The organism is Achromobacter maghribensis, assembly GCF_057334215.1.
The window spans coordinates 444,806-459,138 of sequence record NZ_JBHFII010000061.1 but is presented as its reverse complement, the minus strand read 5'-3'; the positions used below and the strand labels follow the sequence as shown (position 1 = coordinate 459,138).

The following is a 14,333-nucleotide window of genomic DNA, read 5'->3' as shown; positions in this document are numbered from 1 at the left end:
TTAACCGACCGACTTCTCCTGGAGCGTTACGTCATGGCCTCTGTTTCACCTTTCCCGCAGTTGGCTTTTACCCTTCTACGACGCTTGCCGGGGCTGGCAGCCGCCAGCGCCATCGCGCTGACCTTTGCCCTGCCCGCCAGCGCCGCCGACTGGCCGGTCCGCCCCGTGTCGGTGTACGTTCCCGTCGCAGCCGGCGGCGCAGCCGATGCGCTGGCGCGCGCTTGGGCCGCCTATGCCTCCAAGGCCATTGGCGGCACGGTAGTCGTGGAGAACAAACCGGGCGCCAACGGCAGCATCGCGGCCGCCTATGTGGCCAAGCAGCCTGCGGACGGCTATGCGCTGCTGTTCGGCAGCACGTCGAATATGTCGGTCAACCCATTCACCTATTCGCACCTGACCTACAACCCCACTCGCGATTTCGACCCCGTCACGAAGATCGCGGGAACCTCTCAGGTACTGGTGGCGAACCCCGCTTCGGGCATACGTTCGGTGAATGATCTGGTCAAGCAGGCCAAAGCGAACCCCGGGCGCCTGAATTATGGCTCCGCCGGGATTGGCAATTCCACCCACCTGAACGTGGCCTTCCTGGCCGAACATTTCAAGATCGAGATGTCGCATGTGCCGTACAAGGGTGCCGCGCCGGCCATGATGGATCTTATTGGCGGGCAGATCGACCTGACCTCCGATGCGCTCACCGGCGCGGTGCCGCAGGTCAAGACCGGCAAGGCCGTGCCGCTGGTGATCTTCGGCTCCGACCGCGTCGCGCAGTTTCCGGACGTCCCCACCATCGCCGAGGTCGGTGTGTCGGGCTTTCCGGGCGACGCTTGGTATGGCCTGATGGCGCCCAAGGGCACGCCGCCCGAAATTATCGCCCGCTTGACCGATGCCACGCGCAAGTTCTGGGCGGATGAAGCGGCGCGCAAGCAGATGGACGAGATCTACATGACCCCGCCCAAGGCCCTGGGCCCCGAGTCGGTCGCCCAATCCATGAAGACGGAAGCCGATGTCTGGGGCCCGATCGTCAAGCGACTGGGCATACGCAACGACTGATCCGTGCCGGGCGGCATGCCCGGCGCCCTCTCCGAGACACCCATGAACGACATCCATACTCCGCCACTGGCGCAGGCCGTCGAACACTTGCCGCGCGGCGAGGATTTTCTACTCTGGCCGCCCTGCCTGCAGTCTTATGGTTACCGCAACGTCGACCGCCTGTTCGCGACCCGGACCATCCGCCGCGGTGAGCATCCGCGACCGCTACCCCGCGCACCTGAACTCGACGTGCGCTACACCCTGGACGGCGAGACGCGAGGCGTCAGCGACCTGATGGACCGAAACAACGTGGCAGGCCTGTTGGTGCTCCACCGCGGCCATATCGTGCTGGAACGCTACGGGCTGGGCTTTCAGCCGCACGAGCGCTGGTCGACCATGTCCACCGTAAAGTCGATGACGGCAATGCTGGCTGGCGCCGCCCTGCACGACGGCGCGATCGCCAGCCTGGACGATCCCGTAACGCGGTACGTGCCGGCGCTGGCGCAATGCGCCTACGATGCCGTGACGATCCGCCATTTACTCACGATGTCGTCCGGCATCGCCTGGGAAGAGAACTACACCGACAAGCTGTCGGATGTGAACCGCTACAGCAAGTCGCTTGCCGACAAGGTGCCCGGCGGCGTGCTGGCGCTGTTGCGCGCCTGCCCCCGCGCCCATCCTGCCGGTTCGGTCTGGCACTACAACACCGGAGACACCTATCTGCTGGGCGCCGTGCTGAGCGCGGCGACGGGCGGCACGCTGGCCGACTACATGTCCGCACGCATCTGGCAACCCTGCGGCATGGAGTTCGATGCCTACTACACGCTGGAATCCGACGACGGCCAGGAAATCGGCGGCAGCCGCGCGGGCATGGCGCTGCGGGACATCGGCCGATTCGCCCAGTTCGTGCTTGACGACGGCATGGCCGACGGCCGGCGCATCCTGCCGGAAGGCTGGGTTGCGCAATCCTCGGCGCCGGCGTTCGCCATACCGTCAGATCAGCATGCGGCCCATCGGCGCGCGTTGGGGCTGTCGGCCTATGGATACAGCTGGTGGCTGCGTAACGATGGCGCCATGATGGCCATGGGACATTCCGGCCAGCGCATCTTCATCGACGCCGCGGCAGAGCTTGCCGTGGTGCAGTTGGCGGCCTACCCCGAACCGCGCTATGCCAGCGTCAACGAGCCCGACCGCGACGCCGAGCTGAACGCCTTCTTCGCCGCGCTGCGCGAGGCGACGGGAACCCGCCATGAATAAGCGCGCCGCCATGATCTCCGCGGCACAGCCCGAGGCCGCGGAAGCCGGCGCCCGTGTGCTGATGGAGGGCGGCAATGCCGTGGACGCGGCCGTGGCCGCGGCGTTCACGCAATGCGTGGTCGACCCGCTGATGGCGGGCATCGCCGGCTACGGCACGTTGCAGATTGCCATGCCCGACCGCGGCATTCATACCTGCGTTGATTTCTGCGCCCGCGCACCAGCCGCCGCACGGCCGGACATCTGGGCCGGCCTGCAAGTCAACGAAACACCCGATGGCTATGCCTTCGTAGTCGCAGGCAACGTGAACGAAGCGGGCTATCAGTCCATCGGCACGCCCGGAACCCTGGCCGGACTGGCGCACGCCCTGTCACGCTACGGCACCTGGTCATTCGCCGACGCGCTGGAGCCTGCGCTGGCGCATGCCCGCGACGGCGTAGTGGTGCGGCCGCACATGTACCAATACGGAGCGCTGGACCGCGCCCGGGGCGGCATGCTCGAAACGAACCGCAGGCTGGCGCTGACGGCGACCGGCCGCGCCGTCTACCTGGGGCAGGATGGCGTATTCAAACGACCCGGCGAGCGGCTGCGCAACCCGGACCTGACCGCGACGCTCGAACATCTGGCTCGGGCGGGCGCGGCCGACTTCTACCATGGCGAAATCGCCGACCGCATCGTCGCCGACATGCGTGCGCACGACGGTCTGCTATCGGCGGAAGACCTGAACAACTATCAGGTCACCGAAGTTGCGCCCATATGGGGCGACTACCGCGGCTGGCGCGTCGCGGGCTTTCCGCCTCCGGCCGGCGGCGTGACATTGATCCAGGCGCTGCATGTGCTGGCGAACTTCGACGTGGCGGCCCTTGGCCACAACAGCGCGCAGTATCTGCAGCTGCTGGCCGAAACGTTGAAATGGGTCACGATCGACAAAGACACCCATGTGGGCGATCCCGATTTCGTGCCCGTGCCGCTCGACCACCTGCTGTCGCAAGAACATGCGGCGGACCTTGCCGGGCGTATCCGCGCACAGGTCCGCGCCGACGTCACGCGGCTTTCGCCCGGCCTGCCGCCCGAACCTCGCGACACCACCCAAGTCTGCGTCATCGACGCCCAGGGCAACGCCGCCACGCTTACCCATAGCCTGGGCACCAGCTCGGGCATCATCACCGACGGGTTGGGTTTCCTCTACAACGGGTTGCTCAGCGGTTTCGATCCGCGTCCGGGCCGGCCGGCCTCGATCGGTCCGGGCAAGCGACGCACCAGCTCGCAATGCCCGGTGCTGCTGTTTCGAGATGGCCAGGTACACGCCGCCTTGGGCGCACCCGGCGGCACAGCCATTCCCTCGGCCCTGACCCAGACCGTGGTCAATCTTGTCGACTTTGGCATGACCGCGCTCGAAGCCGTGGCCAGCCCGCGCATTTCGGTGACCAGCAACGCGGTTGAAGTCTCCAACCGTATTCCGCGTTATGTGACCGACCCGCTCACCGCCCAGGGCCAGACCGTGACTCGATCGCATCTGAGCTATGCCTTCGCCGCACCGCATCTGGTGCTGCGGGCAGGCGACGCGTTTCAAGGCGGCGCCGATCCCCAGCGGGATGGTGTGGCGCTGCAGGTGATGCAGCGGCAGCGTTAGGCCGGCTAGTGGCCCAGGACGGCGTCGTATGCCGGTTGGGCGCCTTGCATCGCCAGCAGCACGCAACGGCTCCATTCGGGGGAGAACGACGCGTCACCCTGACTCGACACAAGAAATCGAACCTCCAGAGGTGAAATCCGGATGTAGGCCGCGCCACTGCTTGCCTATCGGGAATGCTCGATCGATTCCGGCACCGTACTTTCCATCTCAAACGAATTCCCACGAGCCAACATGCGCGGATGCTCGATGGCCTCCTGGACGGACATACCATAATCAACGATATTAGCGAGTACCTGCATTTGCCCCGCCGACTGGTAGTGTCCGGGCGCCCCTTACTGAACCCGCATCAACCGGAGGACATACACATGTACATCATCATGGGGCGCACTGGCGCGCTCGGGGCGCCGACATTGTCCAAGCCAATGTGGAAGACGTGGCGTCATTACGCGCCGCGTTCCGGCGTGGCCGACGCGCTTTTCTACTGAATCCTCCGGCGGACACCACCACCGACACCGACGTCGTCGAAAGACATACCGTTGCGAACATACTCGCCGCGCTCGAGGGATCCGGGCTTGAAAAAGTCGTTGCCGAATCGACGGGCGGCGCCCAGCCGGGCAGCCGCATTGGCGATTTGAACGTGCTGTGGGAACTGGAAGAAGGGCTACGAGCCCAAGCGTTGCCGGCGGCCGTGAACCGTGCTGCTTACTACATGAGCAACTGGGACGGGTTACTCGAAACGGTGCGCAACACCGGCGTGTTGCACAGTCTTTTCCCGGCGAATCTCGCCATTCCGATGGTCGCGCCGAAAGATCTGGGCGAAGTCGCAGCCGCCCGTTTAATGACGTCTCTCGACGACTGCTGCGTCCGCTACGTAGAAGGCCCTAGGCGCTATACACCCAGCGACGTAGCGCGAGCGTTCGCGAAGACCTTGGACCGGCCTGTCGAGGTCCACGTCATACCGCGAGCGGAATGGCAGCAAACGTTCGTCAGCCAGGGATTTTCTGAAGCCGCCGCTGAATCCTATGCCCGTATGACCGAGGTGAGCGTCGACAGCGGCTTTGACTTGTCGGACACCCCGCTGCGCGGATCGACCACCCTGGAGGCTTACATTCAGGACCTGGTGGTCCATGGCTGAGGTAGCCAGCAACTGAGTACCCCACGACGCGCACGCTAACCAACGAACCGGCACCAGCGTTCTGTCTACGGTAATCCGACGGCCGCGCACCAGGTGGTCTTCAGCATGCTGAGGCTGGGAAATGCTGCCGACCTACTCCAACGTTCATAACACGCTCTAAATATCGGCGACATCGCGCAGCCGAACCCCGGAGAAGTTTGCCGCACGCAATGCATCAAACATCGCGCGGTCGCAGATGGGAGGAGCTCCCATGCGATCCTGGCGGAAGATATGGGCATGTCCCACAACATCCTGTTTGAACACCAAGCTGGCCCCGCCGACGAGGCTATAAAGCTTCTCGTCCTCGCCGGTCTGATAATTGTGGTCGAGCTTGATCCTCACGCGAGAAGAGGCTTCATCCAGGGCATCGAGTCTGCGCAGCACATTGCCTAGGTAGTACTGAGGACCGGGGCTGCCGTCAGCAAGGCTGAAGTCACATGCCACAAATGCAAACGCCTCGGCGTCCAACTGCTCAAACAGCTGCTTCAAAGGCTCCGACACAATCCATATGCCAGCGAGCTCTTCCAGATCGCGTGGCATTCCGCCCCTCTCCGGTACCTGAACCAGGTGGGGACGCTCCGGATACTGATCTGGCATTCCGTCAGGACGCGAGACGACATTCATCCCCGGGTCGATCAGCTTCTCTTCGTTGGCGATTTCTATGCCGGGGACCCTGCCGTTTTCCAAGAAGCTGGCGTCGATCAGGAAAAATTCGCCCTTATGAGAAGCGGCTTCGGCTGAAACTTCAATGGCGGTCGGTTCGGTCACGGCGGCTTCCATCTTGGATGTGGGGCAGAACGGGAATGCAGTTGAGCCGATGCTAGCAGGGCGAAACTAATATCCATGTTGTTGATTGCACGGACGAGCATCGGACCGAGCTCTTGTATTGGAGGCTGTACCGGGCCACGCCAACTTCAGTGAACCAAATCTCAAGTTTAATGAATTTCATCAGCGACGTTAATGAAAGCTCATCCGAGAAGATTGTGATGGAGCCGCCGCTTCAGTTGGTAAAGGCACAGGCGTCAGCTTAGATTTGGTAAAAACTGAGCTGGGTATTGGAATAAGAAGGCCTCTGATGCTCCTGCGACAAGATCACAAGACCAGAGATGTGCATTAGCTCGGTTAAGCTGATTTTACGTGTCACGAGGGAGATGTGTTGTGCTGTATGCAAGGCATCATCGACATACAACTTGAGAAGATAGGATCATGACCCTGCCGCATTCAACACGCCGACCCGCTTACGCACTGAAGATACGGTATACACCTGCGATGAAGCTTCTCTTTACGCTGGGCCTTGCAACGCTATGGACTGGCGCCCAAGCCGCTAGTTTTGATTGCAACAAGGCCGTGGGCGCTACGGAAAGGTTGATCTGTAGCGATGCCGAGACATCCGCGCTGGATGGAAAATTGCAAGGCGCCTATGAAACAGCACTAGCCGCAACCGATGCCTATGGCAAGAAAGAGTTGGCTAAAGAACAGCGCAACTGGATTAAATACGCTCGTGGCATTTGTCAAGACAGCGCCTGCCTGCAGCAAGCATACACAACCCGCATCGCCATGCTGGCGCGTAATGAGGAACATATTGCCAATGGCGAGGTGTACTCAGACTGCAAGCTGCCGGGCAAGCAAACCGTTAGTGGCGAATGCGTTAATGTTGTGCCGATTCGTGATCCCAACTCCCGTGTTGAATCGTTCAACCAATCGTTGGCGCACCAGAAGCAAAACGGCCGAATCATCGGTTGTAGCCGGCTGATTGATCTACCGGTTGGCGTCGCTGGGAGTAATCACAGTTTTGGCGGCTCCTGCGTATTGCAGGAAGGTGCGCAGCGCAAGAACGTGAGGATCTGCAACGACGATATGTTCGGGCATTTCCAAGTAGAGCCGTCCACGCCACAGGATGCCTCAGACAAGCGCTTGGTCGACTTTACTTACGCGCAATGCTATGGCGGTTGATGGTAAGCGCCCGAGCTTATTCCCAAGAGCCCTTTCCCTCTTAACGCGCCGGCACTCGGTGCGCCGCTCTACGAGTTCGGGCCCCAGGTGGCCGACATGAAGCGGCGCGCGCTGGCCGCGCTACAGGCGATGGCTATGGTGGCGCCGGCCACGACGCCGCCGTAAGGCGACGACCTGTTTTGAGGCATGGGCACCTGCCCTCCTGGTATTGCCCGACGATCAGCGTTCCACCGGCCTTGGCGGCCCGCCTTTCCTGCGCCCGCGCGGCCGCGCCGAGGGCCAGGCCCGCGGTCGCCAACGCTGCCACCAGCATTCCCACGGCCACGCCTCGCGCACGGCGACGGCGCAATGCCGGCGGCTGCCCTTTTTTCCAACCCTTGCTGCACTACTGCCCCCATGAGGCTTGCTCCTGACCAGACAAATCAGGCTGCATGGTAGGGAGGCCTGGCGATATCGCGAACAATCAAATGCGCATGAGGGCCGAGCAAGCGCCATGCCTGCCCGGGTGTCAGCATTCCAGTGAGCAGCCTACGTGGGCCGGTCACCCCAGCGCATATTGATAGGAGATTTTCTTCGTTTGTCGTCGCACTGTGCCTCCCTAGAATCCTTGGGTAAGCCGATGTGCATGCATCGGTGAGCCGCCCAGACTCACCCAACAGGCCGCGATGGACACCTCCAGACTCACCCTGAACGAAGACGCCGCGCTCAGCAGCGGCGACGACGCCTATCAGCGAATCCGGCGCGACGTCATCTCCTGCCGTCTTTCGCCGGGCGCCATCGTGACCGAACCCGCGCTGATGGCGGCCTATGACATCCGCAAGACCAGTCTGCGCATCGCGCTGACCCGGCTGGCGCAAGAGGGCTTCGTGCGGTCGCGCCCGCGCAAGGGCTACCAAATCGCACCGATCACGCTGCGCGACGTCGAAGAAGTCTTCACGCTACGCGCTCAACTCGAGCCGCTGGCAGCGCGCCTGGCCGTGGGCCGGGTCGATCTGGACCGGCTGCGCGACCTGGAGGCGGCCTGCCGGGTTCAGCATCCGGTATTGCAGCTGAACGATCAGATCGATGTGTTCATGGACGCCAACAAGGCGTTCCATCTGGCCATCGCCGCTGCTTGCGGCAACGCGCGCCTGCATCACACGCTAGCCGGCCTGATGGACGAGATGTCGCGGCTGGTCGCCCTCGGCTTTGGCGTGCAGAAGACCAAGCCGGAGATCAAACACGACCACAACGCCATGATCGCGGCGTTCGAGGAAGGCGACGCGCGGCGCGTAGAGCTCATCGCCCGCCGCCACATCGAGACCTTCCAGGCCATGACGCTGGAGAAGCTCTACGCCAGCCTGGCCGAAACCGGCGCGGCCATCCCCGTGACCGGCCCGGGGAGCTGGCGATGACGCAGGCCTGCCTCACCCCCGCCCTGCGCGTCGCGGGTCTGTCCAAGCACTTCGGCACGCTCGAAGTGCTGCGCGACATCGCCTTCGACGTGGCTCCAGGCGAGATCGTTGCGCTGCTCGGAGCGTCGGGTTGCGGAAAAAGCACGCTGCTCGATCTGATCGCGGGCCTGCAATCGCCCGGCAAGGGTGAGATCACGCTGGCCGGCGAGCCCGCTGCCGAGTTTCACCGCCATAGCCGGCTCGGCTATCTGTTCCAGGAAGACCGGCTGCTGCCCTGGCGCACGGTGCGCGACAACGTCGCACTCGGCCTGGAACCCGATGCGCTTCCACGCCAGGAGCGGCGCCGCCGCGCAGACGCCGCGCTCAAGGCCGTGGGTCTGTCGGGCTTTGGCGACGCCTGGCCCCACGCATTGTCCGGCGGCATGCGCAGCCGCGCCGCGCTCGCGCGCACGCTGGTGATCGGTCCGGACCTGCTCTTGATGGACGAGCCCTTCTCCAAGCTTGACCCCCAGACCCGCACCCAGATGCACGAGGAACTGATGCGCATCCAGAGCGGCAGCGGCAACACCGTTCTCTTCGTCACGCACGACGTCGAAGAGGCCGTCGTACTGGCGGACCGGGTCGTGCTGCTCAAGCCGCGGCCCGGAAGGATCCGCGAAATCGTGCCGATCGACCTGCCGCGTCCGCGCGCCCCCACCGATCCCGACGTCACCGAAACCACGCGGCGCCTGCGCCTGAAAGTCCAGCAATGACTCGAACCACCCTCACGAACCCCGCCCCCGTGCGCCGCGCAGGTCTGCCCGCGTGGACCGGACTCGTGCTGACGCGCGTGCTGCTCGCCCTCGCTTTCCTGGCGCTGTGGGTGTTTGCCGCCTCGCGCATGCCGACCTTCGTTCTGCCGGGGCCGGCAAAGGTCTGGAACGCCCTCGTCGCGCTCACCCAGACGCCGAGCTTTTTGCACGATGTCGGCATGACGACATACCGCGTGGCCGCGGGATTCCTGCTCGCCACGCTGGTCGGCACGCCGCTCGGCCTGGCCTTGGGCTCGAGCCGGGCGCTCGCCCAGGTCTTCGAGCCGCTGCTCGCCGTCATGAACACGGTCTCGTCCGCGATCTGGGCGGTGTTCGCGATCATCTGGTTCGGTATCTCGAACGCCACGACAATTTTCGTGGTCTTCATGACCGCGATGCCACTCATCCTGACCAACGTCTGGCAGGGCGCGCGCAATGTCGACAAGCAGTGGATAGACCTTGCGCGCAGCCTGCGTTTTTCACGCGCGCGCATCCTGTTTCGCATCCACCTTCCTTCCATCCTGCCCTACTTCTTCTCGGGCGCGCGCCTCGCGTTCGGCTTTGGCTGGCGCGTCTCGCTGGTTGCCGAAACCCTGGGCTCTTCAGACGGCATTGGCTACCGGCTGCGCCAGGCGGCCGATCTGGTGCAGACCGACCAGGTCTTCGCCTGGACCCTGCTTCTCGTCGCGCTGATGCTGGCGCTCGAGGGCGGCATCCTCAAACCGCTGGAACGCCATTTGTTCCGCTGGAAACCTCTCTGAAGCAACGGAGTCTCCCATGCAAGTGAAACCCTTCCTGCGCGCTGCCGCGGCCGCGCTCGCCTTCGCTGTCACCCTCGGACCGGCCGTGTCCCACGCCGCCGACAAGGTCCGAATCGGCTATTGGAGCAGCGGCGTGAGCCTCGGCTACGGCTCGGTGCTCGAAGCCACGGACTTCCTCAAGCAGCAAGGTCTGGACGTCCAATTCGTGCGCTTCCCCGACGTGAACGCGCCGCTGCGTGCGCTGGCCTCAAACTCCATCGACCTGGCCTTTGGCGCCCCCGCCGCCGGCGTGTTCAGCAGCGCCGCCGAAGGCGTGCCGATCAAGGTGTTCGCCGCCACCCAACCGGCCGACGTGCAGTTCGTCGTGCCCGAAGGCTCGCCGATCAAGAGCCTGGACCAGTTCCGCGGCAAGAAGATCGGCATGTCGCCCGCCGGTAGCTCGGTGGCCGTCATCGCGGGGGCGGTGCTGGCCGGCAACCATGGCATTGGCGCGAACGACTTCTCGCTCGTAGGCGGCAACGAATCGCGGCTCGCGCAGTTCCTCGCGCAGAAGCAGGTGGACGGCGCCGCGCTGCGCTCGGTCACGGTGGCCCAGCTCAAGGAACTCAAGGTCACCAAGTTGGGATCGTTCGCCCAGGAATGGCAGCGCCTGACCGGCGCGAGCTCGGTGCCCTATATCGGCATCGGCGCGGTGCGCGCGGAGTTCGTGGCCGAACACCCCGAAGCCGTAGCCCGCGTGATCGCCGGACTGCGCAACACCCTGGCCTGGGGCGACACGCATCGCGATGAGGTCGTGGCCATCCTGCGGAAGTCCGCGAACCTCCCGGAAGAAGACGCGCGCATCTACGCGGCCCAGTGGAACGACATGAACCGCGTGGCCTTCGAGCCGGCCGATCTCCAGACGCTCAAGCGCCAGCACGAGGTGTTCGCCGCCGGCGGCCTCATCAAGGGCAGCCTGCCCGCCGACCTCTTCGTGACCGGCCCCTACGAAGCCGCCAAGAAACTCAAGTAACCCGCGAGGGCCGAACCCCCGCCTTCCCGAACCTCAAGAACGACAGGAATCCCGATGAGCAAGACCATGAAAGCCCTACTGCTGACCGAACACGGCGGCCTCGACCAACTCCGCGTCGTGACCGACAAGGCCATACCCGCCCCCACCGAAGGTCACGTCGTCATCCGCGTGCGCGCCTCTTCCTTCAATTACCACGATGTGTTCACCGTGCAGGGCATGCCGGGCATCAAGGTGCCGCTGCCCGTGGTGATCGGCCTGGACCTCGCCGGCGAAGTCAGTGAAGTCGGCCCCGGCGTGAGCGGCTGGAAGGCCGGCGACCGCGTGCTCGTCAACCCGCTAAACCGCGCGCGCGGCCTGATGGGCGAGATGCTCGACGGCGGCATGGCGGAGTACTGCCTGGTGTCGCAGGAACAGCTGATCGCATTGCCCGATGCGGTGAGCTTCGACGACGCGGCCGCGCTGCCGGTTGCCTACGGCACGGCGCACCGCATGCTGATCACGCATCAGACCGTGCGCGCCGGCGACCGCGTGCTGATCCTGGGAGCCAGCGGCGGCGTGGGCACCGCCAGTGTGATCCTCGCCAAGCTGCTTGGCGCCGAGGTCATCGCGTGCGCCGGCACCGACGCCAAGGCCGAGGCCCTGAAGGCGCTTGGCGCCGATCACGTCATCAACTACCGCGAGACGGACTTCTCCAAGTGGGCCATCGCACAGTACGGCAAGCCCCAACGCCGCACCAACGAAGGCGGCGTGGACGTGGTGGTGAACTTCACGGGCGGCGACACCTGGGTGCCCTCGCTCAAGTGCCTCAAGCGCGGTGGCACCTTGCTCGTATGCGGCGCGACGGCGGGCCACGATCCCAAGGAAGACCTGCGCTACGTATGGAGCTTCGAGCTCAACATCAAGGGCTCCAACAGCTTCTACGACGACAACCTCAAGGCGCTGCTGGACCTGGTGGCCGAAGGCCGCATTTCCCCGCTCATCGACCGGCGCCTGCCGCTCGAACAGGCCGCCGACGGCCTCGCGCTGATCCGCGACCGCGAGGTCCTGGGCAAAGTCATCGTCAATCCGTGAATCCAAGGAGTTCCATCATGAGCGAAACCCCAACCCTGCCCACCGCCGCCGACATTCAGGCACGCCTGCTGCGCGGCCCTTACCATCAATGGCTCGGCCTTGAAGTCCAGGCCGTGCGCGAAGGTGAGGTCGAACTCACCGCGCGCTGGCGCGAAGAATGGGTCGTGAATGCCGAAAGGCGCTACACGCATGGCGGCATCCTCGCCGCGCTGGTCGACCTCACGGCCGACTGGGCGCTCGTGTCGCAGACAGGCCGGGGGGTGCCCACCATCGATCTGCGCGTGGACTATCACCGTCCCGCCGGCCCTGGCGACCTGCGCGCCCATGGCAAGGTGATCAAGTTCGGTGGCCAGGTCTCGGTGGCGGAAGCCCAGGTGTTCGATGCCGACGGCAAGCTCGTGGCCAGCGGCCGCGGCGTCTACGCCACGCCGCGTGCGTAAACAGGAGCCGGCATGACCGCACTGGACATTGCCCGCGTTGACCTGCGCAACCTCGGCGAGCTCTCCGGCCCGATCGGGCAGGCGGACGGCAGCGGCATCGCGCTGATCGGCCTGGACGACACGGGCGGCGCGCTGGCCGTCAGTCGCAACGAGTTCGCGGCCATGGCCGAGGGCGTGGCCCAGGGCCTGCGCAGACGCGGCTATGCGCCAAGAGAGCGGATCGCCGTGCTGGCCGCCAATTCCCCCCGCTATCTCGCTGTCCTGTGCGGCATCATGCGCGCCGGCCTCGTCGCGGTGCCGGTGAACTTCAAGTTTCCCCCGGCGATGATCGCCTACGTGCTCGCCGACAGCGGCGCGCGCCTCGTGTTTCACGATGCCGCGCGCGCCCCGGTCCTGCCCGAGGGCGTGGCCGGCGTCGCGCTCGACGGCGACGACTGGGAGGCGTTTCTCGCGCCCGGCGGCCAGCCGGCGTGGCAACCCCAGGCGGATGACGTCGCCCTGATGCTGTACACCTCCGGCTCCACGGGCAAGCCCAAGGGGGTGCGGCTGTCGCACGCCGGCCAGCGCTGGACCGTGCGCACGCGCCAGGCGGCCACGCCGCTCGATCGCGAGCGCACCCTGATCGCCGCGCCGCTCTATCACATGAATGCGCTCGCGCTCGCATTCCTGGCGCTCGCCTGCCGCGCCACCGCGGTCCTCCTGCCGCAGTTCGACGCTCGCCTGTACATCGAAGCGATCGCCCGCTGGCGCGCCACCTGGCTCACCGCGGTGCCGCCCATGATCGCGATGATGCTGCGCGAGCACGCGCTGCTGGCGGCCACGGATCTCTCATCGGTACGCGCGATCCGCATGGGCTCCGCCCCGGTGAGCGCGAGCCTGCTCGCCCAGATTCGCGCGTTGTTCCCGAATGCCCGCGTCATCAACGCCTATGGCACCACGGAGGGCGGCCCGGTCGTGTTCGGGCCACACCCAGATGGGATCCCCACCCCGCCGCTGTCTGTCGGCTATCCGCACCCAGCCGTGAAAGTGCGACTCGCGCGCGGGCCGGAGGAGGCCGACAACACCGGCATGCTCGAACTGCGCAGTCCGGGCCTGATGCTGGGCTATCACGCGCGGCCCGACCTGCCCTCACCGATCTCCTCCGATGGCTACTACCGCACGGGCGACGTCTTCAGCCGCGACGCGCAGGGTTTCTACACCTTCGTGGGCCGGCGCGACGACATGTTCGTCTGCGGCGGCGAGAACATCTTCCCCGGCGAGGTCGAGCGCATGCTCGAGGGCCACGCCGACGTGCAGCAGGCCTGCGTCGTGCCGGTCGAGGACGACATCAAGGGCGCCAAGCCGGTTGCCTATGTCGTCCTGCGCGAAGGCGCCCGCGCCGATGCCGGCGCCCTGAAGCAATACGCACTGACACACGCCCCGGCGTATCAGCATCCCCGCCATATCTGGTTCCTGCCGGCATTGCCCCTGGCCGGCACGAACAAGATCGATCGGGCCACATTGCTGCGCGACGCTGCGGCGCGCGTCGCCGCCCTCGCCGCGCACTGACACGGCCCACCGAACAAGACAGACACAGGAGTTTCCTCATGCCTCATTCCACGCAACGCCGCGTGCCAGCGGTTCCCCCCCACGCCCGTCTGGCCGCGGCGCTGGCCCTGTCGTGCGCGGGCCTGTCCGCGCAGGCGGCCGACGAGTTCACGGTGGCGCTCGCCATCCCGCCTGCGGTGCACGATGGCGCCCCCTACGCCGCCGCCGAAGCGCTGGGCTTCTTCAAGGAAGAGAACCTGGACGTCAAGACCATCGTGTTCCAGGGCGCCGGGG

General features: G+C 65.2%; 13 protein-coding genes and 2 pseudogenes. 13 read left to right on the top strand and 2 right to left on the bottom strand.

The annotated features are described in order from the left end of the window. Nucleotides 1–33 precede the first annotated feature (33 nt). From ACE039_RS28120 to ggt, 3 genes are read left to right on the top strand one after another with little or no spacing between them, the layout of a single operon-like run. A complete protein-coding gene (locus tag ACE039_RS28120; RefSeq protein ID WP_485823944.1) occupies nt 34–1,050 on the top strand; it encodes a Bug family tripartite tricarboxylate transporter substrate binding protein in 1,017 nt (338 codons plus the stop codon). Between the two features lie 42 nt (nt 1,051–1,092). After that, complete coding sequence (locus ACE039_RS28115; protein ID WP_485823943.1) at nt 1,093–2,286, top strand: serine hydrolase domain-containing protein; 1,194 nt, start codon at nt 1,093–1,095, stop codon at nt 2,284–2,286. Next, a complete protein-coding gene (ggt, locus tag ACE039_RS28110) occupies nt 2,279–3,916 on the top strand; it encodes a gamma-glutamyltransferase (RefSeq protein ID WP_485823942.1) in 1,638 nt (545 codons plus the stop codon). Before ACE039_RS28115 ends, ggt begins: the two co-directional genes overlap by 8 nt. A 164-nt stretch (nt 3,917–4,080) precedes the next feature. On the opposite strand, the gene ACE039_RS28105 is transcribed toward ggt, so the two are convergent. After that, nucleotides 4,081–4,182 (bottom strand): hypothetical protein, encoded by a 102-nt coding sequence (locus ACE039_RS28105; RefSeq protein WP_409516459.1) that lies wholly within the window; start codon nt 4,180–4,182, stop codon nt 4,081–4,083. Nucleotides 4,183–4,319: 137 nt separating this feature from the next. Here ACE039_RS28105 and ACE039_RS28100 point away from each other — a divergent pair. Next, nucleotides 4,320–5,051: pseudogene (locus tag ACE039_RS28100) on the top strand (NmrA family NAD(P)-binding protein); the annotation flags it as partial. Between the two features lie 156 nt (nt 5,052–5,207). Here ACE039_RS28100 and ACE039_RS28095 read toward each other — a convergent pair. Then, entirely contained in the window at nt 5,208–5,858 is a 651-nt protein-coding gene (locus ACE039_RS28095; RefSeq protein WP_485823941.1) for an imm11 family protein, read from the bottom strand. A gap of 438 nt (nt 5,859–6,296) precedes the next feature. Here ACE039_RS28095 and ACE039_RS28090 point away from each other — a divergent pair, with 438 nt between their 5' ends. From ACE039_RS28090 to ACE039_RS28050, 9 genes and pseudogenes are all read left to right on the top strand, one after another. Beyond that, a complete protein-coding gene (locus ACE039_RS28090) occupies nt 6,297–7,043 on the top strand; it encodes a lysozyme inhibitor LprI family protein (RefSeq protein WP_485823940.1) in 747 nt (248 codons plus the stop codon). 665 nt (nt 7,044–7,708) lie between these two features. Continuing rightward, a complete protein-coding gene (locus ACE039_RS28085) occupies nt 7,709–8,437 on the top strand; it encodes a GntR family transcriptional regulator (RefSeq protein WP_313457631.1) in 729 nt (242 codons plus the stop codon). Further along, on the top strand, nt 8,434–9,189 hold the full coding sequence (locus ACE039_RS28080) for an ABC transporter ATP-binding protein (protein ID WP_485823939.1): 756 nt from the start codon (nt 8,434–8,436) through the stop codon (nt 9,187–9,189). Before ACE039_RS28085 ends, ACE039_RS28080 begins: the two co-directional genes overlap by 4 nt. Beyond that, nucleotides 9,186–9,989, top strand: a complete 804-nt coding sequence (locus ACE039_RS28075) for an ABC transporter permease (protein WP_485823938.1) — start codon at nt 9,186–9,188, stop codon at nt 9,987–9,989. The genes ACE039_RS28080 and ACE039_RS28075 overlap by 4 nt, the downstream gene beginning before the upstream one ends. A 16-nt stretch (nt 9,990–10,005) precedes the next feature. Then, a complete protein-coding gene (locus tag ACE039_RS28070; protein WP_448713227.1) occupies nt 10,006–11,001 on the top strand; it encodes an ABC transporter substrate-binding protein in 996 nt (331 codons plus the stop codon). 66 nt (nt 11,002–11,067) lie between these two features. After that, on the top strand, nt 11,068–12,072 hold the full coding sequence (locus tag ACE039_RS28065; RefSeq protein WP_199196743.1) for a zinc-binding dehydrogenase: 1,005 nt from the start codon (nt 11,068–11,070) through the stop codon (nt 12,070–12,072). Nucleotides 12,073–12,089: 17 nt separating this feature from the next. After that, the gene (locus tag ACE039_RS28060; RefSeq protein ID WP_485823937.1) at nt 12,090–12,512 is read left to right on the top strand and encodes a PaaI family thioesterase; all 423 of its coding nucleotides are present in this window, start codon (nt 12,090–12,092) and stop codon (nt 12,510–12,512) included. Nucleotides 12,513–12,524: 12 nt separating this feature from the next. Then, nucleotides 12,525–14,060, top strand: coding sequence for a class I adenylate-forming enzyme family protein (locus ACE039_RS28055; RefSeq protein ID WP_485823936.1), 1,536 nt, complete (start codon nt 12,525–12,527; stop codon nt 14,058–14,060). A gap of 38 nt (nt 14,061–14,098) precedes the next feature. Continuing rightward, nucleotides 14,099–14,333: pseudogene (locus ACE039_RS28050) on the top strand (hypothetical protein); the annotation flags it as partial.